We start from the raw sequence: 21,446 nt of genomic DNA, 5'->3' as shown, positions 1-21,446 counted from the left end.
GGGGCCGCCTTCATCGGAGACTGGTTCCCCTCGAGTGTGCCATCACAGCCTGGCCCCGCGGATCGCGGGGTCGGTGAGGCAGTGGACGAGTGCCGGGCCCCGGTGGTTCAGGGCCGCGGCGAACGCCTCCCGGAAGTCCTCGGTGCGTTCGACCCGGATGCCGAGACCCCCGAACGCCGTGGCCATGGCCGCGAAGTTCGGGTTCTCCAGCGTCGTGCCCGTCGCCCGCCCCGGGTAGTCCCGGTCCTGGTGGCCGCGGATCGTCCCGTAGACGGAGTTGTCGTTGACGACGATCGTGAGATCGACCCCGTACTGGGCCGCGGTCGCGAGCTCCTGGCCGTTCATGAGGAAGTCCCCGTCGCCGGAGATGCAGAACACCGTCCGGTCCGGGGCGACGAGCCCGGCGGCGACCGCGGCCGGCAGGCCGAAGCCCATCGACCCGTTCCGCGGCCCCAGCGCCGAGGGGAATCCGTGCGTGGGCAGGAATCGGGTGGCCCAGCCGGAGAAGTTCCCCGCCCCGTACGTGATGATCGCATCCGCCGGCAGCAGCTCCCTGACATGGGAGAACGCCTCGTCCATGTCGACGTAGGTGCGGTCGTCGTTCCCCGCCGAGGCGGCTGTGGCCACCTCGTCTGCGCCTCCCGCGTCCCCCGCCGAGGCGGCTCCCGCCGAGATCGCCCCCACCGGGACCGCGACCGGCTTCGGCTCCCGCCAGGCCACGAGCTCGGTACGGGCTTCCCGGACCCAGGTCGGCAGGGTCGGGTCGTCACCGCTGTCGGCGCCGTCGCTCGCCCCCTCGCCCGAGGCCTCGGCGACGCTGCCGTCGGCGGAGACCGTGTACGCGGGAGTCCCGTCCGCGGCGAAGAGGCGGCCGGCGAACCTGTTCACCGAGGTGACGATGTGCTCGTCGAGGCGACCGAAGTGGCCGTGCGCATCCGGGTCGGGGCCGATGACGATCGTCCGCTGCTCCGTGCCGATCGTGAACCCGTCGGTGGCGACATCCGTGCGCACGCAGCCGAGGAAGATGTGGAGGTCCGCCTCGTCGAACACCCGCTTCGCCACGGGAGCCGCCCCGTAGCCGAGGATGCCGAGGAAGTTCGGGGCGTCATGGTCGATGCCGTCATAGGCGCGGAACGTGCCGATGACACCGAGGCCGCGATCGTGCGACCACCGGGCGATGCGCTCCGAGGTCGCAGGCGACCAGTCCTCTCCGCCGATGATGAGCACGGGCCGTTCGGCCTGGTCGATGCGGGCGCGCAGCTCGGTGAGGTCGCCGTCGTCGGGGGCCGGCGCACCGACCGTGCGCGGCGCCAGCACCGGGGCGCTCGTGCGCTTGGTGAGCACCTCCTCGGGCAGACCGACGATGACGGGACCCGGCCGGCCGGATACGGCGGTGTGGAGGGCGTCGACGACCACCTCGGCGGCCTTGTCCGGATCATCGAGGACGAGGACCGACTTCGCGGTCGAGGAGAACCACGCGGACAGGTCGAACTCCTGGAACGCCTCACGACCGCGCGCCGCGGTGGGGATGAGCCCGACGAACACGACGAACGGGGTCGCATCCTGGTACGCGGTGTGGACGGCGGCCATGACGTTCGCCGCCCCCGGACCCCGGGTGACCATGGCGATGCCGGGGATGCCGGTCATCCGGCCCTCGGCCACGGCCATGTAGCCGGCCCCGCCCTCCTGGCGGCACACGATCGTCTCGATCGGCGAATCGTGGAGGCCGTCGAGGACGTCGAGGTAGGACTCTCCGGGGACGAGGTACGCGCGCCTCACCCCGTGGGCCTCGAGCTCGCTGACGATGAGGTGGCCGGCGGTGAGCGACTCGGTGAAGACCATGGACCATGCTTATCACTGTTTCGTCTCAAGTGCGCACCGCGGTGTCCATCCGGTCGAGGCAAGGCCGTATGATCGTCAGCACAACGGATTCCGCACCAGCGCACCATCACGCCAGGAGGCTCGAGCATGACCGGCATCGATTCCGACGATTTCCCGGGAGGCGCCCCCTTCACCTCCGGCCTGTCCTCGGACCGAGGCGGCAAACCCGTCTCGACGAAGCAGGGATTCCTCGCCCGCCCCGAGAAGGCGCGGCTCGAACGCGACCCGGGGATGCCGGCGAGCACGTGGCGGCTGCGTTCGGATGCGTGGGAGTACCTCAAGTACGCGATCAAACGCCTCGTCATGAGCGGCGGGGACTTCTCGATGATCGCCGCCGACGGCGAGGTGTGGCGGTCCCTGCGATCTCTGAAGACGATCGAGCTCTACTGGGGCGGCTTCGGCCAGCGCTACGTCGTGGAGATCGCCGAACTCCTCTCCGACGGCGAGTTCGACAAGGCCCACGACATGATCACCAAGGCGGTCAACCGTCTGCGCGGCACGACGGTGCCCGACACGATCGATGAGGAGCTCACCGAGGAGGAGCGTGCCGAACAGCGCGACCGGCAGGATCCGCGCCCCCGGTTCGAAGTCCTCATCGTCGACGAGACGACCGAGGGCGGCCGCGACGAACTCCACTCCGACCTGCTGCGGCTGCGCAGCCCCGGCGACCAGTTCATCTACGACTACGTCATCGTCCCCACCGCCGACGACGCCGTGGTCGCGGCCCTGACGAACCCGAACCTGCTCGCCTGCGTCATCCGCCCCGGCTTCACCGACCGGACCCGGGAGGTGCTCAGCCGCGACCTCCGCAACGCCGTCGCGCTCGCCCACGAGGGCACGACGTCCTCGCCGACAGGGCCGATGAGCCCGCTCAACTCCGTGCGCCGAGTGCTCCGGCTCGCCGACACCCTGGCGGGACTGCGCCCCGAACTCGACCTCTACCTCATGGCCGGCGCCCACATCGAGAGCCTCGCGGGGGCGCTCACCCACCGATTCCGCAGGGTGTTCCGCCGGGAGGACCAGTTCGAACTCCACCTCTCCCTGCTCCGACGCGTCCAGCACCTCTGGGACACCCCGTTCTTCGCCGCCATCCAGGAGCACGCCCGCCGCCCCGCCGGCGTCTTCCACGCCCTGCCCGTCTCCCGCGGCGGCTCCGTCGTCGGATCGAAGTGGATCAGCGACTTCGTCGACTTCTACGGCCTCAACCTCCTGCTCGCCGAGACGAGCGCGACCTCGGGTGAGCTCGACTCGCTGCTCGCCCCCGTGCGCACCCTGAAGAAGGCGCAGTCGCTGGCCGCCCGCGCCTTCGGGGCGAAGCGGACGTACTTCGTCACCAACGGCACGTCGACGGCGAACAAGATCGTCCACCAGGCCATCGTCGCCCCCGGCGAGGTCGTCATGGTCGACCGCAACTGCCACAAGTCCCACCACCACGCTCTCATGCTCACCGGTGCCCGCACCGCCTACCTCGAGGCGTACCCGCTCAACGACTTCGCGTTCTACGGCGCGGTTCCCCTCAGCCGGATCAAGAAGCTCCTCCTCGACTACCGGGCGGCCGGCCGCCTCGACGAGGTGCGGATGATCACCCTGACGAACTGCACGTTCGACGGCATCGTCTACGACCCCGAACGCGTCATGGCCGAATGCCTCGCGATCAAACCCGACCTCGTCTTCCTCTGGGACGAAGCGTGGTTCGCCTTCGCCCGCTTCCACCCCGTCACCCGCAAGCGCACCGCGATGGTCGCGGCCGAACGCCTCGATGAGACGCTGCGGACGAACTCCCACGACGCCGCCTACCGGGAGCAGCGCAAGCGCCTGTTCGACCCGGTCACCGGCGAACCGGCACCGGACGAGGTGTGGCTGAACGAGACCCTGCTCGCGCCCCCGGACGCGACGATCCGGGTGTACGCGACCCAGTCGACGCACAAGACGCTCACGGCGCTGCGGCAGGGTTCGATGATCCACGTCTACGACCAGGAGTTCGGCTCCGGCGCCGAGGAGGCCTTCCACGAGGCCTACATGACGCACACCTCGACCTCGCCGAACTACCAGATCCTCGCCTCCCTCGACCTCGGCCGTCGGCAGGTCGAGATGGAGGGCTTCGCGCTCGTCCAGAAGCAGCTCGACCTCGCCGTCAGCCTCGCCTCGGCCGTCGCCCGGCATCCGCTGCTGAAGAAGACGTTCCGGGTGCTCACGGCCAAGGACCTCATCCCCGCCGAATACCGGGAGACCACCCGGTCGATGCCGCTGCGCGACGGCCTGGCGACGTTCTGGAACGCGTGGACGAAGGACGAGTTCGTCGTCGATCCCAGCCGCATCACCGTCGAGATCACCGGCACCGGCGTCGACGGGGACACGTTCAAACACGAGTACCTCATGGACCGCTACGGCATCCAGGTGAACAAGACGAGCCGCAACACCGTGCTCTTCATGACCAACATCGGCACCTCCCGGTCCGCCGTCGCCTACCTCATCGAGGTCCTCGTCAAGCTCGCCGAGAAGTTCACCGACCCGTACAAGTCCAACCGATCGGACGCCTCGGGGGAGGTCGCCGACGTCATGCCGTCCCTGCCGGACTTCTCCGCCTTCGCCCCCGAATACGCCGCCGAGGTGCCGGCCGAGGATCCCGCAGCGCAGCTTCCCGACGGCGACCTCCGCTCCGCCTACTACGCGGGGCTGCGGCAGTCCTCCGTCGAATACGTCCTCCCGCATGAGCTGCGCCGCCGCGTCGAAGCCGGGGAGGCCCCGGTCTCGGCTGGGTTCGTCACCCCGTACCCGCCGGGATTCCCGGTGCTCGTTCCAGGGCAGGTCATCACCGCCGAGGTGCTCGACTTCATGTCCGCGCTCGACACCCGGGAGATCCACGGCTACGACGCCCGCCTGGGCTACCGCGTGATCCTGCCGGAGGTCGCCGGGGAGGCCGAGACCGAGTAGCGTCGCGCCAGTGTGACCTGTGCCATACTCGGGGCATGGAGATTCAACTGCAACCCGGTGACATCGATCCCTCAGTCCCGCCCTCGGGTCCGGGATGCGTCGAATGCGAGGAGACCGGCGGGTGGTGGGTTCATCTGCGCCGGTGCGCGGCCTGCGGGCACATCGGCTGCTGTGACACCTCGCCCTCGCAGCACGCGTCCAAGCACGTCAAGGAGACCGGCCACCCCGTGACCCGCAGCTACGAGCCCGGGGAGGACTGGTTCTACGACTTCCGCACCGAGCAGTTCTTCGACGGTCCCGAACTCGCCCCGCCGCTCGCGCACCCCGAATCCCAGTCCGTGCCCGGACCCGCCGACCGTGTGCCCGCGGACTGGATGGACAAGATCCACCGCTGAGCATCCCCGCTCCGACCCCTCACTCCGACCCCTCGAGAGGACATCCCGTGACCACCGACAAGTCGATCCATGAGCAGATCAACGAAGCCGTCGAGGAGGAGCGCGAACTGCGCCGCCGCCTCGGGAACGGCGAGATCACCGAAGAGCAGGAACACCGGCGCATCGCGCAGCTCGAGGGCGAACTCGACCAGCTCTGGGACCTGCTGCGCCAGCGGCAGGGCGAGCGTGACGCCGGTCGTGACCCGAACCTCGCCAAGGAGCGCCCGGTGAGCGAGGTCGAGGGCTACCTCCAGTGACTTCCGGTCCCGCCTCAGGCGGACCCGCCGACGGTGACGCCGTCTTCGACTTCGTCGTCGTCGGCTCGGGCGCCGGCGGGGGTCCGCTCGCGGCCAATCTCGCCGAGGTGGGCTTCAGCGTCGCCGTGATCGAAGCCGGCGGCGACCATGAATGCGGGTACTACGACATCCCCGTCATGCAGGCCTACGCCAGCGAGGACGTCGACATGGTGTGGAACTTCTTCGTCTCCCACTACGACGATCCCGACCGGGCAGCCAAGGACTCGAAATGGGTCGAGAAGGAGGGCGGCGTCCTCTATCCCCGCGGTTCGACTCTGGGCGGCAGCACCGCCGTGAGCGCGCTCGTCCACATCGCCCCGCACTCGCGTGACTGGGAGGCGCTCGAGGCGCTCACCGGTGACCCGGATTGGGGACCTGCGCATATGCGCACGATCTTCGAACGCATCGAGGACTGGCAGGGCGTCGACGCGAAGCCGCTGCCCGGTGACACCGAGGCCGACCGGGATGCGAAGGCGTCCCACGGTCGCTCGGGCTGGCTGCGGACGACACGGGCGAATCCCGCGATCGCCGGGCGCGAACCCCGATTCCTCGACATCATCAACGCCACCGAGGCGACGAGCCGGGACCTCTTCGACATCCCCGAGGACGTCTCCCTGCCGCGCGACATCAACGCCGCCGACACCTCGGCGAGCTATCAGGGCATGTCGTTCGTCCCCGTCGCCGCCGGCGGGGGACAGCGCAACGGCAGTCGGGAGCGCCTCCTCGCCGCGCGCGCCGCCCACCCGGACCGGCTGACGATCATCGGCGATGCCCTGGCCACACGGGTCATCTTCGAGGGCACCCGGGCCGTCGGCGTCGAGTGCCTCTCCGGTGCCGGACTCTACGCGGCGACCCCGGAGCAGCGTCGGTCGGAGGATCCCTCGCCGAGGCGGTTCTCCGTTCGCGCCCGCCATGAGGTCATCGTCTCCGGTGGGGCCTTCAACACCCCGCAGCTGCTCAAGCTCTCGGGGATCGGGCCGAAGGAGGAGCTCGAAGAGTTCGGGATCGATGTGCTCGTCGACGCTCCGGGCGTCGGGGAGAACCTCCACGATCGCTACGAGGTCTCCGTCGTCGGGGAGCTCGACGGCGACTTCCCGATCTTCGACGACTCGACGCTCGACCTCCCAGCCCCGGGCGAGCCCGACGATCATCTGCTGCGGGAGTGGAAGGCCGATCGCGGCGGGCCCTATTCGACGAACGGGTCGCTCGCGGCGATGCTCGCGCGCACGAGCGCGGCCGAGGGTGAGGACACCGACGTCATCCTCTTCTCGCTCGCCGCGGACTTCCACGGGTACTACCCTCACTATTCGTATGATGCGAAGCCGCACCATGACCGGATGAGCATGCTCGTGCTCAAGGGCTGGACGCGGGATCGGGCAGGCAGTGTGCGGCTGCGGTCGGCGGATCCGCGCGATGTGCCAGACATCCGGATGCGGTACTTCGACGAAGGCTCGCCCGGGTGGGAGACCGATCTCGAGGGTGTCGTCGACGGCGTCGAGATGGCTCGCACGATCATGGGCGCGATCGAGAATACGAAGGTCGTCCGGGAGCTCGTGCCCGGAGCCGAGGTCTCCAGCCGTGAAGAGCTGCGCGATCACGTCCTCCGCGAGGCGTGGGGTCATCATGCGTGCGGGACTGCGAAGATCGGCGCGGACGACGATCCGATGGCGGTCCTCGACGGCGATCTGCGGGTGCGCGGGGTTGAGGGTCTGCGCGTCGTCGATGCCAGCGTGTTCCCCGACATCCCCGGGTACTTCATCGCCAGCGCCGTCTACATGGTCAGCGAGAAGGCCTCCGATCAGATCATCGCCGAGTATCGCGGTGTCGGGGGTGCCACTAGCGCCGGCGCCGAAGCCACCGAGACGGCCACTTAGCGTTGCAGTCTCGGCGCTAAGTGGCGGTCTCGGCGGTGAAGTGCTCGACGAAGCGACGCTGCCACGGGGTCTCGACGGCGCGAGGGTGGTAGTGCTCGCGGACGAACGCGACTGCCTCGGCGGGAGGGACTCCATCGAGGATCGCCAGGCACGCGAGCGCGGTCCCGGTGCGACCCCTGCCGCCCGCGCAGGTGACACCGACGCGTTCAGACGCTGCCCGCGCCCACGCCTCGGCGAAGGCGGCCGCGGCATCGGCAGGGTCGGACGGCAACCGGAAGTCCGGCCATTTCACCCAGCGCGACTCGATGGCGGTCCCATTCCCAGTCTCACCGGCGTGCGCGGTCTGGGCCTCGAACTGCCGGAGCGTGCCGAGGAGGATGAGCTCGAAGTCCGCTCGAGCGTCTGATGGTGTGGACTGCGACGGGGATTCGGGCCGGGAGCGGGAAGGCTGCTGCGACGCCGACAGCGCTCGTCCGCGCACCAATCTGCCTGACGGCAGAGCGAGCACCCCAGGCTCACGCGTCGTCCACGTCGACATGGTCCTCCTCGCCCCCTGCGTCACTCCATCTGGCCGGGGTGGAGGACGCGGGAGAGGAAGTGCTTCGTCCGCTCGTGCTGTGGGTTGCCGATGACGTCCTTCGCCGGACCCTCCTCGACGACGACGCCGCCGTCCATGAAGACCACGCGGTCGGCGACCTGCCGGGCGAACTCCATCTCATGGGTGACGACGACCATCGTCATCCCCGCCTCGGCGAGGCGGCGCATGACCTGGAGGACGTCGCCGACGGTCTCCGGGTCGAGCGCGGAGGTCGGCTCGTCGAAGAGCATGAGGTTGGGATCCATCGCGAGCGCCCGGGCGATCGCGACCCGCTGCTGCTGACCGCCGGAGAGCTGGTCGGGGTAGCGGTCGGCGAGGTCGGCCAGTCCCACCTTCGTCAGCCGGTCGACGGCGATCGTCTCCGCTTCGGCCTTGCCGCGGTGGAGGACCCGCCGTTGGGAGATCGTGCAGTTCTCCAGCACGGTCAGATGCGGGAAGAGGTTGAACGCCTGGAAGACCATGCCCACGTGCCGGCGCAGGCTGTTGAGCTCGACATCGGGGTCGGTGGCGTCGAAGCCGGCGACGGTGATCGTCCCGGCGTTGGGCTGCTCGAGGAGGTTGACGCAGCGCAGCAGCGTCGACTTGCCCGAGCCCGAGGGCCCGATGAGGCACACCACCTGGCCCGGTTCGACGTCGAGGTCGATGCCCTTGAGCACCTCGACGTCGCCGTAGGACTTGTGGAGGCCGGAGATCGTGCACCCCTCGGCGTGGATGTTCTCTGTCGGTTTCGATGCGATCGACATATCTGCCTACTTCTTGATCTTGGCGGTGCGCGATTCGAAGCGCCGGGCGAGGATGCCCAAGGGGACGGTGATGACGAGATAGCAGACGCCGGCCACGACGAGCGGCGTCAGACCCGCTTCGGGATTCGAGATCGCCTCCCGGCCGAACTTCGTCAGCTCGTACTGGGAGGCCGTGAGCCCGAGGATGTAGATGAGCGAGGAGTCCTTCGTCATGAGGATGATCTCGTTCGTCAGCGGCGGCAGGATGATCCGGAACGCCTGCGGGATGACGATCGTGACCATCGCCCTGGTGTGGGACATGCCCAGAGACCTCGCCGCTTCGTACTGTCCCTTCGGGACCGCCTGCAGACCTGCTCGGATCGTCTCGGCGATGTAGGCCGACTCGACGATGCCGAGCGCGAGCATGACGGTCACGTACGTGTCCATCCGCACACCGAAGGCATAGGGCACGGCGTAGCCGAAGGCGAGGAAGACGAGCAGGGCGGGCACCCCGCGGAAGAGCTCAATGTAGGCCGTCGCGATCCACCGGTACGGTGCGACCGAGGAGATCTTCATGAGCGCGAGCAGGATGCCCAGGGACAGCGCGAGCACGAAGCCGAGCGCCGTGTAGATGATCGTGTTGAACAGGGCCGTGGTGATGATCGCGGGGAACTGCTCCGCGATCACCTTGGGGTTGAAGAACTTGAGATAGATCGTCTGCCAGTCGGCGAGGAAGATCGCCAGCAGGGCCGCGATGATGAGGATCGCGTATTGGATGCCGCGCGAAGTCCGTTCGCGCTGGCGCACGCTGAGAGCCAAGGTGTGCCTCCGGGGTCAGGGGCCCGATGAGCAGTCACGCAGCATCGGGCAGGTGATGCCGTTCAGTGAGTTTCGGGGTGACCGACCGGGGCCCGGTCGGCGCAGTGCCGACCGGGCCCCGGTCATGTCGTTCAGCCGTTGTCGGCGCCGCGATCCGCTTCGGGGATCCGAGCGGCATCGGCGACATCGCCGAACCACTTGTCGACCGACTTGTCGTACGAACCGTCCTTGTACAGGCGGTCCATGGTCTTGGCGAAGGCATCGAGCATCGGCTTGTTGCCCTTCTTCACTCCGGCCCCGAGCACCTCACCCGTGTCGTACTCCTCGACGAAGGTGAGCTTGTCGTCGGACGCCACAGCCGTCGAGATGATCGAGATGTTGCCGATCACCGAATCGACCTGGCCGGTCTGGATCGCCTGCGTCATCAGTCCCGAGTCCTCGAACTGGACGGGGATGGCGCCGTTGTCCTGCGCGTACTTCTCACCCGTCGTCGCCTGCTGGACGCCGACCTTCTTGCCCTTGACGTCGGCGATGCCCTTGATCCCGGAGTCCTTCGTGGCCATGAGCCCGAGGTTGTCCTTGAGGTAGGGGGCGGAGAAGTCCATCTTCGTCTTCCGGTCATCGGTGATCGACATGCCCGACAGCGCGATGTCGCACTGTGCGGTGTCGAGGGCGGACCCGGACTGGATGGCTTCGAAGGCGGTGGTGATGACATTGAGTTCGACGCCGAGGTCGTCGGCCGTGGCCTGCGCGAGATCCATATCGAAGCCGACGTTCTTCCCGTTCTCGACGAACTCGAACGGCTCGTAGGGGATGTCCGAACAGACGGTGAGCTTCCCGTCGCTGACCAGGGGCACGCCGCCGGCCGCGGTCGACGAGGATCCTGAGCCTCCTCCTCCGCCGCACGCGGACAGGGCGAACAGGGCGCCAACAGCCAGGGCGGAGAGAGTCGAGCGTCGTTTCATGGATCCTCCCAGATCGGTCGTGACGGCACGGTCACGGGGGTTCGCGCTGCCCGGTTTCACATTCCGGATAGCGTCTGAGCAGTATAGTACCGTGTCCTGTGTCACAATTATGTTTCGATCGGCCCCGCCGAGGCGGTCGTTGCCGAATCGTTTCCCGGCCCTGATCCGCGGGTGGAACAGCGAAGCGCCAAGGCGGACTGTCGCAGTCCGCCTCGGCGCTTCGAGGTGGGTGGGGGAGTGCATCCCCAGGTCACATCAGCTCAGCTCGGCCTCCATGTCGAGGTCCGCGGTCTCCTTCGCGAGGAAGAGGGCTGCGAAGGTGAGGATCGCGGCGGCGACGATGTAGAGACCGCACCAGAAGATCGTTCCGCCTTCGGCCTGCCAGAGGGCGACCATCGCGAACGGAGCCGGACCCGCACCGATGACACTGGCCATGTTGTAGCTCACCGCTGATCCCGTATAGCGGACATTGGCGGGGAAGAGCTCCGGCAGGTACGCGGCCATCGGACCGAAGGTCAGACCCATGAGCGTGAAGCCGATGATGAGGGCGGCGACGACGCCGACGGTGCCGGCGTTGAACAGCGCGTTGACTGCGAAACCGTAGACGGCGATGAGCGCCGTCACGCCCATGAGCATCTTGCGCCGGCCCAGCTTCTCCGCGAGCGGACCCGAAACGACGGTGAAGATGCCGAAGAAGACGACGCCGATGATGAGGTAGGTGAGGAACTCGTTCTTCGCATACCCCAGCCCCGCGACGAAGCCCGCGGGATCGAAGGGCTTGCCGGCCGCCTCGGCGGCAGCTGCTGCCTCTTCCGTCGTCGCAGGCGAGGTGCCGTACGTGAGGGTGAAGGCCGTCATGAAGTAGAAGATGACGTAGGTGGCGAGCATGATGAACGTGCCGAGCACGAGCGGACGCCAGCTGTTCGTGAAGACCCTGCCGATCGGGGCCCGGGAGATCTGCTGGCGCTGCTCGACGAGCTGGAACGCCGGGGTCTCCATGAGCGAGAGGCGGACGTAGAGGCCGACGGCGACGAGGAGGGCGGAGAGGAGGAACGGGATCCTCCAGCCCCACGCGAGGAAGGCCTCGGGCGAGGTCCACGAGTTGAGGCCGACGAAGAGGAGGTTCGCGAGGATGAAGCCGACGGGCGCGCCGAGCTGCGGGAACGTGCCCCAGATCGCGCGCTTGCCCTTCGGGGCGTTCTCCGTGGCCAGCAGTGCCGCCCCCGACCATTCGCCGCCGAGGCCCACGCCCTGGGCGAAGCGGAGGAGGACGAGGAAGAGGGGTGCGAGCACGACCCAGCCCGGCGTCGAGGCGGTGGGCAGGAGGCCGATGAGGAAGGTGCCGATGCCCATGATGAGCAGGGAGGCGATGAGGGTCTTCTTCCGCCCCACCCGATCGCCGAAGTGGCCGAAGATGATCGAGCCGACGGGGCGGGCGACGAAGGCGACGCCGAAGATCGCGAACGAGCTGAGCAGCTGCGTCGTCGAGGTCTGGTTGGGGAAGAACAGGGCGGGGAAGACGAGCGAGGAGGCGGTCGCGTAGGCGTAGAAGTCGAAGAACTCGATCGTCGTGCCGACCATCGACGCGGACAGGACCTTGCCGCGGGTGTTGTTCTTCCGGGTTGCCGCGATCGCATCGGACTCGGCTGTGTGGCTGCCGGGCTGTGTTTCGGTGGACATGTTCTCTTGTGCTCCGCTGAGTGGTGAGACGAAGGCACGGGCGGGGTTGCTCGTGTCGGACGGACCGACAGTACGCCTGTCTCAGGAAGTGCACATGTGAGGTCTCAGTGTGTGAGATTGCTTCGATGTCCGAGTATTCCGTCCCCCGCCGAGGCGGGTCAGCGGGGAGTCTGCACGTTCAGGAGAGCGTCACCCCCGTGATCTCCACCGGATCCTTCGGCGCGCCGTCGCCGGCCCCGGTGTCCGTGCCCTTCGCCGCGATGTCGGCGACGAGCTGAGTGCTCTTCTCGTCGAGCTGGCCGAACACGGTGTAGTCGGGAGGGAGGCTGCTGTCGTCGTAGACGAGGAAGAACTGGGAGCCGTTCGTGTCCGGTCCCGCATTGGCCATGGCCACTGTGCCCGCCGGGTAGGTCTCGGAGCCGTCGACCTCATCGGCGAAGGAGTACCCCGGTCCGCCCGAACCTGTCCCGGTGGGGTCGCCGCACTGGAGGACGAAGATGCCCTCGGTGGTCAGGCGGTGGCAGGTGGTCCCGTCGTAGAAGCCCTGGGCAGCCAGCGAGGCGAAGCTGCCCACCGTGCACGGGCTCGAGTCGGCGTCGAGGCTGAGGTTGAGATTCCCCTGACCGGTGGCGATGACCGCTGACACGGTGCCGGAGACCGTAGGCTCGGCCGGGGGAGGCGTGACCTCTGCCGTCGCCGCGGCATCGGCGGGGTACGCGCAGGTCGTGGGCCCGGCCGCGGCGGTCGCGGGGGACTCCGAGGAGTCGTCGGACCCCGTCCCACAACCGGAGAGGACGGCGAGCAGCAGGGCGACGACGGCGCCGAAGAGTGCGGGGCGCGGCCGCGACAACGGCATTGAGGAGACCATGCCCTCATCGTATGCGACGCCGGGTGCTCGCACTCAGACGTCGAGGGTGGTGCGGCGGGAGGGTCGGGCGGGACCGCCTCGGCGCAGGGCGATCGCGATGCCGAGGACGACGAGTCCGGCCAGGCACAGGCCCACCCCCACCCAGGCCGGCGCCCGGTAGCCGAGGCCGGCAGTGATGACGATGCCGCCCAGCCACGCGCCGAGGGCGTTGGCTAAGTTGAATGCCGCGTGATTCATCGCCGCGGCGAGGCTCGGGGCATCCGTCGAGTCGCGCAGCAGGCGCATCTGCAGGGCCGTGGTGATCATGGAGCCTGAGATGCCGATGAAGAAGAGGGCGAGGATCGCGACCCAGGCGATCTGCGTGAACGCGCCGAAGATCGAGAGCACGAGCGCGGAGAGCACCATGCCGCCGACCCCGGAGCGTTCGATCGACTTGTCGACGAGGGGACCGGCGATGAGGGAGCCTGCGGTCATGCCGAGGCCGTAGACGGCGAGCACCCACGGGATCGCGGTGCCGGGCACGTGGGCGACCTCGGTCATCGTCGGGGTGATGTAGGTGTAGACGGCGAACATGCCGCCGAAGCCGACGGAACCGGCGAGCAGGGTGAGGAGGATCTGCGGCCTGGCCAGTGCCTTCATCTCCCCACGCGCCGAGGGTGTCTGACCGAGGCTGACCCGGGGCACGGCGATCGCGACCATGATGACCGTGAGGATGCCGAGGGCGGCGACGAGCGCGTAGGCGCTGCGCCAGCCGAAGGCGTTGCCCAGGGCTGCGGCGACGGGCACGCCGACGATGTTGGCGATCGTGAGTCCCAGCATGACCCGGGCCATCGCCCGTCCGCGCCGGCCCACGGGCACGAGCGAGGCGGCGACGATCGCCCCGATGCCGAGGTAGGCCCCGTGCGGCAGACCGCTGACGAAGCGGGCGAGATTGAACGACCACGCATTCGGGGCGAGCATCGAGGCGATGTTGCCGAGCGCGAAGAGGCCCATGAGGCACAGCAAGAGCGTCTTGCGGTCCATATGGGCTGCGATCGTCGTGATGAGCGGAGCGCCGACGACGACCCCGAGCGCATAGAGGGAGACCGCGTGCCCGGCCTGGGGGACGGTGATGTCCAGCTCCGAGGCGATGTGGGGCAGCAGACCCATCGTCGCGAACTCGGTGACGCCGATGCCGAAGGCGCCGATCGCGAGCGCGAACACGGCGAACTTGTAGGTGCTGCGGGGCACGGGAGCATCGCTCATGGCTGTCCTCTGGGATGGGGTGCGGATGATCACGGGCGGCTGGAGCGCTCGCCGCAACCGGACCAGCCTAGTGGCCGCAGGCGGGTGCGTGAAGACCGCACGTCACAATGTGACCGGTCGAACAGCGGCCTGGCAGCGGCCGGGCGGGGTTGCCGTGTCAGTGGTCGGGTCTACGCTGAGAATGGTCGCAGCGACATCGCCGTTACGAGGAGGTGGGCATGAGCGCAGCCGCCGTGGATCCGCACGCAGCCGACCCGGAACCGCCGCCGGGCGGGCAGCGGACGTTCCTCCACGTGCTCGTCAACACGGCGATCGCGAACGTCACGACGAGCTTCCTGTGGTTCGCGCTGACCTTCTGGGTCTACCTCGAGACGCGGTCGGTGCTCGCCACCGGCGTCATCGGCGGGGCGTACATGCTCCTCGTCGCGGTGTTCTCGATGTTCTTCGGCACCGTCGTCGACCGGTTCCGCAAGCAGCGGGTCATGGTCACGGCGACCGCGGGCACGTTCGTCCTCTTCGCGCTCACCGGTCTCATCTACCTCTCCGTGCCCAATGCGGTCCTCCTCGACGTCACAGGCCCGTGGTTCTGGGTCTTCAGCCTTGTCATGCTCGCCGGTGCCGTCGTCGAGCAGCTGCGCGGCATCGCCCTGTCGACGACCGTGTCCCTGCTCGTGCCCGGCCCGAAGCGGGCGAACGCGAACGGCCTCGTCGGCACCGTCCAGGGTCTCGGCTTCCTCGTCACGAGCGTGTTCAGCGGTCTGGCGATCGGCTATCTCGGCATGGGCTGGTCGATCACCATCGCCGTGGTCTTCGTCGGCCTCTCCCTGGCCCACCTGCTCACCCTGCGCATCCCCGAACCGGTCATCGTCCACACCGAAGGTCAGCCCGGCTGGGTCGACATCCGCGGCGGATTCGCTGCGGTCATGGCCGCCCCCGGGCTCTTCGCCCTCGTGCTCTTCACGACGCTGAACAACCTCGTCGGCGGTGTCTACATGGCGCTCACCGACCCCTACGGCATCGAGGTCTTCGGCACCGCCCAGGCATGGGGGATCGCGCTCGCGGTCGTCTCGACGGGGTTCATGATCGGCGGTGGCATGGTCGCGAAGTTCGGTCTCGGGCGCAACCCGATCCGCACGATGCTCCTGCTGTGCTGCCTCATCGGCGTGCTCGGCGCGACCTTCGCCCTGCGTGAGTCATGGCTGCTCTACGGGCTGGGCCTGTGGGCGTTCTTCATGGTCATGCCCGCCGTCGAAGCCGCCGAGCAGACCGTCATCCAACGCGTCGTGCCCTTCCGGCAGCAGGGCCGCGTGTTCGGCTTCGCGATGACGTTCGAAGCCGCATCGGCCCCGATCACCGCGTTCCTCATCGCCCCGATCGCCGAGTTCTGGATCATCCCCTACATGGACTCCTCCGCAGGCCAGGACCGGTGGGGCTGGCTGCTGGGCACCGGGGACGTGCGCGGCATCGGGCTCGTCTTCGTATGGACGGGCGTCGTCTCGATCCTCCTCGCCCTCGGTGCCTTCGCCACCCGTGCCTACCGGATGCTCTCGACCCAGTACCTCGAGGCCGCGAAGAACGACGAGGAGGCGGCGAAGGACGAGGGCGGCCCGTCCGCGGACAGCACCACCGACGGCACTGCCACCGACGACCGCGCCCTCTGAGTCCGAATCACGGAGCGTTCAGTCGAGCCCCTCGGCGTCGACTTCGGCCAGGGCCTCGGCGGCGATCGCGAAGGCGGTGTTCGCGCTCGGCACCGAGCAGTAGATCGCCGACTGGAGGAGGACCTCTTTGATCTCGTCGCGGCTGAGCCCGTTGCGCAGGGCGGCTTTGACGTGCATCTTCAGCTCCGCCTCATGACCGCCGGCGATCATCGCGGTGAGGGTGATCGCCGAGCGCATCCGCCTGTCCAATCCCGGCCGCGTCCAGATCTCGCCCCACGCGAAACGGGTGATGAGGTCCTGGAAGTCGGCGGTGAAGTCGGTGACGGCGGCGTTCGCCCGGTCCACATGGGCATCGGAGAGCACCTCGCGGCGCACCCGCATGCCGGCCGCCCACACCTCGTCCCGGTCGGCGTCGCGGGGCCCCGACGCCGTGGGCAGCTGTGCCGAACCGGCCGCGGTATCCGCCTCTGCAGACCCGCGGCCGGCGAGGAAGTCCGAGAGCAGACCCGCAGTGACCTCGGGTGCTTCGATGGGCACGAGGTGGGCGGCTCCTTCGAGGACCTCGAGCCGGGCTGCGCGGACTCCGGAGGCGATCTCGGCGAGCTTCGTCGGCGGGGTCGGCTTGTCCTCGGCCCCGGCGACGGCGAGTACGGGCAGGACGATCTCGTCGAGGCGCTCGCGGATGTCGTAGTCGGCCAGGGTGTAGCACAGCGCGGCGTAGGAGAACCGGTCGGCGTCCTGGAGGGAGTGGAGCAGTGCGGCCGAGGCCTCGGGTTCGCGCTCCATGAAGCCGGGGGCGAACCATCGTTCGGCCGAGCCGATGACCTGGGTGGGGGTGCCCGAAATCGCGACGGTCTCCGCGCGCTCCTCCCACCCTTCCGGTTCGCCGATCTTCGCCCCTGTGCAGAACACGGCGATGCGCTCGAGCCGGGCAGGATGGTCGAGGGCGAGCTGCAGGGCGAGTGCCCCGCCGATCGAGTCCCCGGCCACGGAGATCTCGGCCCCCTCCTCGGCGACATCGGGCAGGACCCGGTCGACGGTGGCGAGCACCGCCTCGGCGAGCTCGGCCATCGTCACTCGCGGCACGTCCGAGCGTGCCGTCCCCGCGGGGACGTCGAGGGCGGGGGACCGGCCGTGGCCGGGCAGATCGATGCCGATGACAGCAGTGTCGGGGGAGAGCCGGCCGAACTGCTCGGCCGCCGTCTGCCACAGTGCGCTCACCGAGGTGCCGAGGGACGGGAGGACGATGAGGACCGCCGGGGCGGGCGTCGTCGGGGCGGGCGTCGTCGGGGCGGTGAGGACTGAGGCGGTGAGGTCCACGGTGGTCGCTTTCGTCAGAGGGTCGTCACAGGGCAGGGTCGGTGGGTCGGTCGGCGATCGCTGAGATGATCGTCTGCCGGATGTCCTCGGCCTCGCCGAGGCAGTCCTCCGGGGCGAAGAATCCCTCGAGGTCGGCCCGCGGCGGAGTCGGGCCCGGGGTGTCCGCGAGCGCTGCCGCGAGCCGGGCGCTCGGATCGCCGCCGGGGACGATGATCTCCTGGATCTGAGTCTTCGTCAGACGGTCGCCGAAGGCCGTCGTCAGGCGTTCTCCATAGATGCCGGGGCTTGCGGCGTCGAGGTTGCGGCGCATCGCCTCCGGCTCGACGCTGAGGCCTGCGACCATGTCCTCGAGCAGGGAGAGGGAGGACAGGGCGAGGACCATGAGCTCGGCCAGGGGCGCCCATTCGGCGTGCCATGCTCCGTCCGAGCGCTCCTCGACCGCTTCCGCGGCGGCGGTCGTCACCGTCGCCAGCGCCCCGGGTGCGCGCATGCCGTTGCGGTGGAGGAGGACCGCCGAGGTGGGGTTCGCCTTCTGCGGCATCGCCGAGGAGGCACCGGTCGCGCTCAGGCGCAGCTCCCCGATCTCGGGGCGGGTGCCGATGAGGACGGTGCGGGCGATCGTGGAGCCCAGTGCGACGCACGCGGCGAGGTGCCCGGCCCAGGTGAGCACCCGGATCCGGTCGGTGTGCCAGGGGGCAGGCACCGGGGCGAGGGCCGCGTCGGGCCCGCCGACGGCGACGGCGAATTCGCGCAGCAGCGTCATCGTCGCCTCACCCGCGAACTCCCTGATCGCGGCCCTGGTGCCGGCGGCCCCGCCTACCTGGAGGGTCGCAGGCTGCGGGGTGCCGCGGCGGATCTCCTCGGCTTCGGCCGCCCACGTCGCCGCGCGCAGACCGAAGGTCGTCGGCAGAGCCGGCTGGGTGAGCGTGCGGGCCAGGCAGAGGGTGTGCGCATGGTTCTCGGAGAGTGTCACGAGCGTGGCGGTGATGGCCTCGAGGTCGGCGTCGATCCGGGCGAACGCCCGGCCGATGAGGATGCCGAGCGCGGAGTCCATGACGTCCTGACTCGTCAGTCCCCGATGGACGATCCGCGCCGCTGCCGGGGCGAGCCGGTACCGCACGGCGGTGACGAACGGGATGACCGGGTTGCCCCCGGATTCGGCATCCTCGGCGAGGGTTACAAGCGCCGCGGAATCCCCGGTCAGCTCCCGCACGGTCGCCTCGATGCCGGTGACCGCCTCGGCGCGCACCTCGGCGGAGATCAGTCCGGTGGCCGCCTGCGCCTGCACCCAGGCGGATTCGACCTCGCCGATCGCGGCGATGAGCGAGGCATCGTCGACCCCCTCGGCCCGCAGGTCGCCGGGGGCGAAGAGCAGACGGGTGTGCTCGCTCATGCAGACTCCTCACTGGTCTCGATCGCTGCGGTCACGGCGGGCGACTCAGTCGCTGTGGCCGGGTAACCGGAGGAACGGGGTCTCGTCCTCACCCTGCAACCGTATGTCGAACCGGAGGGATCCGTCAGCTTCGCGCACGGCGATGAGACGGGCCGCCTCGGCGGGATCGAGGGAGGACAGGAGCGGATCGTTCGCGTGCGCCTCGGTGTCCTCGGGCAGGTAGACGCGGGTGAAGAGCCGGTTGAGCAGGCCGCGGGCGAAGACGACGACGCTGATGAACGCCGCCCGCCCCTCCTCGGTGGGTCCGGGTTCGACGGTCGAGAAGCTGAACCGGCCCTCCGGGTCGCAGGCCGCGCGACCGAAGCCGGTGAAGGTGAAGCCGTCCCGCAGCAGCGACCCGGTCGCGCGGGAGACCGTGCCGGTCTCGTCGGGCTGCCAGATCTCGAGGATCGCATCGGGCACGGGTTCCCCGGCGCCGTCGTAGACGACTCCGGTCAGCTGCACGGCCCGCTCCGATCCCGGGGGAACGAGTTCGCGGTCCTTGGCATAGGGCAGGGCGTAGCCGTAGAAGGGGCCGACGGTCTGGCCGGGGGTCGCGGTGAGGGGGGTCTGCTCAGGCATGGTCTTCCTCTTCCATCCAGGTGCGGTCGGTGCCGGTGAGCACGATGTCCCACGAGTAGCCCATGAGGAATTCGTGTTCGGTGAGGTCGTGGTCGTAGGTGGCGACGAGGCGGTCGCGGGCCTTCTCATCCGTGATCGACTGGTAGATCGGGTCGAGGGCGAAGAGCGGGTCGCCGGGGAAGTACATCTGGGTGACCATGCGCTGGGTGAATGCGGAGCCGAAGAGGGAGAAGTGGATGTGTGCGGGTCGCCACGCGTTGTGGTGGTTCTTCCACGGGTAGGGGCCGGGTTTGATCGTGGTGAACGAATACGAGCCGTCGGGTCCGGTCAGGGTGCGGCCGACGCCGGTGAAGTTCGGGTCGATGGGGGCCGGATGCTGGTCGCGTTTGTGGATGTAGCGGCCGGCGGAGTTCGCCTGCCAGATCTCGACGAGCTGCCCGGCGACGGGCCGGCCGTCGCCGTCGAGGACGCGTCCGGTGACGCGGATGCGCTCGCCGATGGGCTCCCCGCCGTGCTGGATCGTCAGGTCGGATTCGAGGGTGCCGATGTCGCGGTGGCCGAAGGCCGGCGAGTGGAGTTCGATCGTCTCCGGGTCGGCGTGCCGCAGGTCCTTCGTCGGGTGCCGCAGCAGCGAGGAGCGGTAGGGCAGGTAGTCGAGGCGCGGCTGCGTCTCGACGGGAGCCCCGGCGGCGACCGCGTCGCGGTATTCGGTGGCGATCGCGTCGATCTCGGCGCTCAGCGTCGCCTGCGACTCGGCGGCGTCGTCGGGGCCGGGGAGCTTCGTGGCGCTCATGGTCGGGCCTTCCTTCTGTGGGAGTGTCTCGGTGGGGTCGGAGTGGGGGATGGGGTGGCTCAGCCCTGCGGCCAGCCCGTATAGCATTCGGCGAGGTAGCGGCGCCCGTGCTCGGAGTCGAGGATCGAGCGCAGTTCGCCGAGGCTGCGCTTCGTCTCGAAGGGATCCGCGGTCTCGTCGGTGTGGAGCATGCGGGTCATCTGGTACGAGAAGTTCTGGGCCTTCCACACTCGGGCGACTGCGGTCTGCGAGTACCCGGCGAGCGCCTCGGCGTCGGCGTCGCGGAGGGCCGCGATGAGGGCGGGGGCGAGGACGGAGACGTCGGCGAAGGCGAGGTTGAGTCCCTTCGCCCCGGTCGGGGGCACGGTGTGGGCGGAGTCGCCGGCGAGGAAGAGGGAGCCGTGCTGCATCGGCTCGGTCACGGCCGAGCGGAACGGCAGGACCGTCCTGTCGATGATCGGCCCGGTCTTGAGTTCGAAGCCGTCGGGGCCTGCGACCCGGGCCTGGAGTTCGGACCAGATGCGGTCATCGGACCAGTCGGCCGCGTCGGTGCCGGGAGGGGTCTGGAAGTACATGCGCTGGACGCTCTCGCTGCGTTGGGAGATGAGCGCGAAGCCGCGCGGGGAGCGGGAGTAGACGAGCACCTCGTGGCTGGGAGGGGCTTCGCAGAGGATGCCGAACCACGCGAACGGGTATTCGTGGAAGTACCGCTGTCTGGTCGAGTCGGGGATCGAGGCGCGGCTGGGCCCGCGGGAGCCGTCGGTGCCGACGACGTAGCGGGCGGTGATGGTCAGCGGTTCGCCGTCCTCGGTGACCGCGTGGACCGAAGGGGACTCCGAGTCGATGTCGAACAGTCGCGTGTCGGTGACGGAGTGGAACGTCGGGCGGCCGGTGCGGGCGCGGGCGGCGGCGAGGTCGATGAAGATCTCGTTCTGCGGGTAGAGCCACACGGATTCGCCGACGAGGTCGGGGAAGTGCAGTGGGTGGCTGATGCCGTCTACGCGGAGGTCGATGCCGTCGTGGCGGTGGCCTGCCGTGTGGACGCGGGAGTCGATGCCCGGCGTCTCGAGCATGCGGACCGAGGCGGCTTCGAGGATGCCGGCCCGGTGGGTCGTGGCGATGTCGTCGTGGCTGCGGTTGTCGATGACGACGGAGTCGATGCCCGCGACGTGCAGGAGATGGGCGAGCATGAGGCCCGCGGGTCCTGCGCCGACGATCGCGACGTCGGTCTGGAGCTGTGGCACCTTGGCCTCCTTGCCTGACTGGGTTCACCCCAGTGTGCTCTGCGCCACGTGAGCACCGCGAGGACTTTTCCATTGAATGGTATTACTTCGCCGAGGCG

Annotated in this window: 18 protein-coding genes; 5 read left to right on the top strand and 13 right to left on the bottom strand. The window is 69.1% G+C overall.

What is annotated here, in order from left to right; translation table 11 throughout:
- Nucleotides 1-42 precede the first annotated feature (42 nt).
- Nucleotides 43-1,842: a thiamine pyrophosphate-dependent enzyme gene (locus AAHA49_RS11220; RefSeq protein ID WP_342038334.1), complete on the bottom strand. Its 1,800-nt coding sequence runs from the start codon at nucleotides 1,840-1,842 to the stop codon at nucleotides 43-45.
- A gap of 126 nt (nucleotides 1,843-1,968) precedes the next feature.
- Here AAHA49_RS11220 and AAHA49_RS11215 point away from each other — a divergent pair, with 126 nt between their 5' ends.
- From AAHA49_RS11215 to AAHA49_RS11200, 4 genes are read left to right on the top strand one after another with little or no spacing between them, the layout of a single operon-like run.
- Nucleotides 1,969-4,815, top strand: a complete 2,847-nt coding sequence (locus AAHA49_RS11215) for an aminotransferase class I/II-fold pyridoxal phosphate-dependent enzyme (RefSeq protein ID WP_342038333.1) — start codon at nucleotides 1,969-1,971, stop codon at nucleotides 4,813-4,815.
- Between the two features lie 35 nt (nucleotides 4,816-4,850).
- A complete protein-coding gene (locus tag AAHA49_RS11210; protein ID WP_339393146.1) occupies nucleotides 4,851-5,210 on the top strand; it encodes a UBP-type zinc finger domain-containing protein in 360 nt (119 codons plus the stop codon).
- Nucleotides 5,211-5,257: 47 nt separating this feature from the next.
- Complete coding sequence (locus AAHA49_RS11205) at nucleotides 5,258-5,506, top strand: DUF2630 family protein (protein ID WP_342038332.1); 249 nt, start codon at nucleotides 5,258-5,260, stop codon at nucleotides 5,504-5,506.
- Complete coding sequence (locus AAHA49_RS11200; protein WP_342038331.1) at nucleotides 5,503-7,419, top strand: GMC family oxidoreductase; 1,917 nt, start codon at nucleotides 5,503-5,505, stop codon at nucleotides 7,417-7,419. Before AAHA49_RS11205 ends, AAHA49_RS11200 begins: the two co-directional genes overlap by 4 nt.
- A 16-nt stretch (nucleotides 7,420-7,435) precedes the next feature.
- On the opposite strand, the gene AAHA49_RS11195 is transcribed toward AAHA49_RS11200, so the two are convergent.
- The 7 genes from AAHA49_RS11195 to AAHA49_RS11165 all read right to left on the bottom strand — a co-directional run bounded on the left by AAHA49_RS11195 (nucleotide 7,436) and on the right by AAHA49_RS11165 (nucleotide 14,316).
- The gene (locus AAHA49_RS11195) at nucleotides 7,436-7,957 is read right to left on the bottom strand and encodes a protein-tyrosine phosphatase family protein (protein ID WP_342038330.1); all 522 of its coding nucleotides are present in this window, start codon (nucleotides 7,955-7,957) and stop codon (nucleotides 7,436-7,438) included.
- A gap of 20 nt (nucleotides 7,958-7,977) precedes the next feature.
- Complete coding sequence (locus tag AAHA49_RS11190; RefSeq protein WP_339393142.1) at nucleotides 7,978-8,760, bottom strand: amino acid ABC transporter ATP-binding protein; 783 nt, start codon at nucleotides 8,758-8,760, stop codon at nucleotides 7,978-7,980.
- Between the two features lie 6 nt (nucleotides 8,761-8,766).
- Nucleotides 8,767-9,558, bottom strand: a complete 792-nt coding sequence (locus AAHA49_RS11185; protein WP_339393141.1) for an amino acid ABC transporter permease — start codon at nucleotides 9,556-9,558, stop codon at nucleotides 8,767-8,769.
- Between the two features lie 131 nt (nucleotides 9,559-9,689).
- On the bottom strand, nucleotides 9,690-10,523 hold the full coding sequence (locus AAHA49_RS11180) for an ABC transporter substrate-binding protein (protein ID WP_342038329.1): 834 nt from the start codon (nucleotides 10,521-10,523) through the stop codon (nucleotides 9,690-9,692).
- A gap of 255 nt (nucleotides 10,524-10,778) precedes the next feature.
- Nucleotides 10,779-12,203 carry an MFS transporter gene (locus AAHA49_RS11175; protein WP_342038328.1) on the bottom strand — a complete coding sequence of 475 codons (1,425 nt, stop codon included), beginning with the start codon at nucleotides 12,201-12,203 and terminating at the stop codon, nucleotides 10,779-10,781.
- Between the two features lie 178 nt (nucleotides 12,204-12,381).
- Nucleotides 12,382-13,071 (bottom strand): peptidylprolyl isomerase, encoded by a 690-nt coding sequence (locus AAHA49_RS11170; protein WP_342038327.1) that lies wholly within the window; start codon nucleotides 13,069-13,071, stop codon nucleotides 12,382-12,384.
- A gap of 33 nt (nucleotides 13,072-13,104) precedes the next feature.
- Nucleotides 13,105-14,316 carry an MFS transporter gene (locus AAHA49_RS11165; protein ID WP_342038326.1) on the bottom strand — a complete coding sequence of 404 codons (1,212 nt, stop codon included), beginning with the start codon at nucleotides 14,314-14,316 and terminating at the stop codon, nucleotides 13,105-13,107.
- A gap of 218 nt (nucleotides 14,317-14,534) precedes the next feature.
- On the opposite strand from AAHA49_RS11165, the gene AAHA49_RS11160 reads away from it, so the two are divergent.
- On the top strand, nucleotides 14,535-15,977 hold the full coding sequence (locus AAHA49_RS11160; protein WP_342038325.1) for an MFS transporter: 1,443 nt from the start codon (nucleotides 14,535-14,537) through the stop codon (nucleotides 15,975-15,977).
- Nucleotides 15,978-15,995: 18 nt separating this feature from the next.
- On the opposite strand, the gene pcaDC is transcribed toward AAHA49_RS11160, so the two are convergent.
- From pcaDC to AAHA49_RS11130, 5 genes are read right to left on the bottom strand one after another with little or no spacing between them, the layout of a single operon-like run.
- Complete coding sequence (pcaDC, locus tag AAHA49_RS17850) at nucleotides 15,996-17,297, bottom strand: bifunctional 3-oxoadipate enol-lactonase/4-carboxymuconolactone decarboxylase PcaDC (RefSeq protein ID WP_425286515.1); 1,302 nt, start codon at nucleotides 17,295-17,297, stop codon at nucleotides 15,996-15,998.
- Between the two features lie 25 nt (nucleotides 17,298-17,322).
- Nucleotides 17,323-18,690 carry a lyase family protein gene (locus AAHA49_RS11145; RefSeq protein ID WP_342038324.1) on the bottom strand — a complete coding sequence of 456 codons (1,368 nt, stop codon included), beginning with the start codon at nucleotides 18,688-18,690 and terminating at the stop codon, nucleotides 17,323-17,325.
- 45 nt (nucleotides 18,691-18,735) lie between these two features.
- Nucleotides 18,736-19,311, bottom strand: coding sequence for a protocatechuate 3,4-dioxygenase subunit alpha (gene pcaG / locus AAHA49_RS11140; RefSeq protein WP_342038323.1), 576 nt, complete (start codon nucleotides 19,309-19,311; stop codon nucleotides 18,736-18,738).
- Complete coding sequence (gene pcaH, locus AAHA49_RS11135; protein WP_342038322.1) at nucleotides 19,304-20,104, bottom strand: protocatechuate 3,4-dioxygenase subunit beta; 801 nt, start codon at nucleotides 20,102-20,104, stop codon at nucleotides 19,304-19,306. Before pcaH ends, pcaG begins: the two co-directional genes overlap by 8 nt.
- Nucleotides 20,105-20,163: 59 nt before the next feature.
- Nucleotides 20,164-21,348, bottom strand: a complete 1,185-nt coding sequence (locus AAHA49_RS11130; RefSeq protein ID WP_342038321.1) for a 4-hydroxybenzoate 3-monooxygenase — start codon at nucleotides 21,346-21,348, stop codon at nucleotides 20,164-20,166.
- Between the last annotated feature and the right edge of the window lie 98 nt (nucleotides 21,349-21,446).

The organism is Brevibacterium ammoniilyticum (assembly GCF_038429965.1).
Lineage (GTDB): Bacteria > Actinomycetota > Actinomycetes > Actinomycetales > Brevibacteriaceae > Brevibacterium > Brevibacterium ammoniilyticum.
This window is presented reverse-complemented; position numbering and strand designations above follow the sequence as displayed.

Bases quoted from the DNA above. Each gene is read 5' to 3' on its own strand.
- pcaH (WP_342038322.1), bottom strand. From the start codon at position 20,104: ATGAGCGCCACGAAGCTCCCCGGCCCCGACGACGCCGCCGAGTCGCAG.
- AAHA49_RS11190 (WP_339393142.1), bottom strand. From the start codon at position 8,760: ATGTCGATCGCATCGAAACCGACAGAGAACATCCACGCCGAGGGGTGC.
- AAHA49_RS11220 (WP_342038334.1), bottom strand. From the start codon at position 1,842: ATGGTCTTCACCGAGTCGCTCACCGCCGGCCACCTCATCGTCAGCGAG.
- AAHA49_RS11175 (WP_342038328.1), bottom strand. From the start codon at position 12,203: ATGTCCACCGAAACACAGCCCGGCAGCCACACAGCCGAGTCCGATGCG.
- AAHA49_RS11145 (WP_342038324.1), bottom strand. From the start codon at position 18,690: ATGAGCGAGCACACCCGTCTGCTCTTCGCCCCCGGCGACCTGCGGGCC.
- AAHA49_RS11165 (WP_342038326.1), bottom strand. From the start codon at position 14,316: ATGAGCGATGCTCCCGTGCCCCGCAGCACCTACAAGTTCGCCGTGTTC.
- AAHA49_RS11195 (WP_342038330.1), bottom strand. From the start codon at position 7,957: ATGTCGACGTGGACGACGCGTGAGCCTGGGGTGCTCGCTCTGCCGTCA.
- pcaG (WP_342038323.1), bottom strand. From the start codon at position 19,311: ATGCCTGAGCAGACCCCCCTCACCGCGACCCCCGGCCAGACCGTCGGC.
- AAHA49_RS11215 (WP_342038333.1), top strand. From the start codon at position 1,969: ATGACCGGCATCGATTCCGACGATTTCCCGGGAGGCGCCCCCTTCACC.
- AAHA49_RS11160 (WP_342038325.1), top strand. From the start codon at position 14,535: ATGAGCGCAGCCGCCGTGGATCCGCACGCAGCCGACCCGGAACCGCCG.
- AAHA49_RS11210 (WP_339393146.1), top strand. From the start codon at position 4,851: ATGGAGATTCAACTGCAACCCGGTGACATCGATCCCTCAGTCCCGCCC.
- AAHA49_RS11170 (WP_342038327.1), bottom strand. From the start codon at position 13,071: ATGGTCTCCTCAATGCCGTTGTCGCGGCCGCGCCCCGCACTCTTCGGC.
- AAHA49_RS11180 (WP_342038329.1), bottom strand. From the start codon at position 10,523: ATGAAACGACGCTCGACTCTCTCCGCCCTGGCTGTTGGCGCCCTGTTC.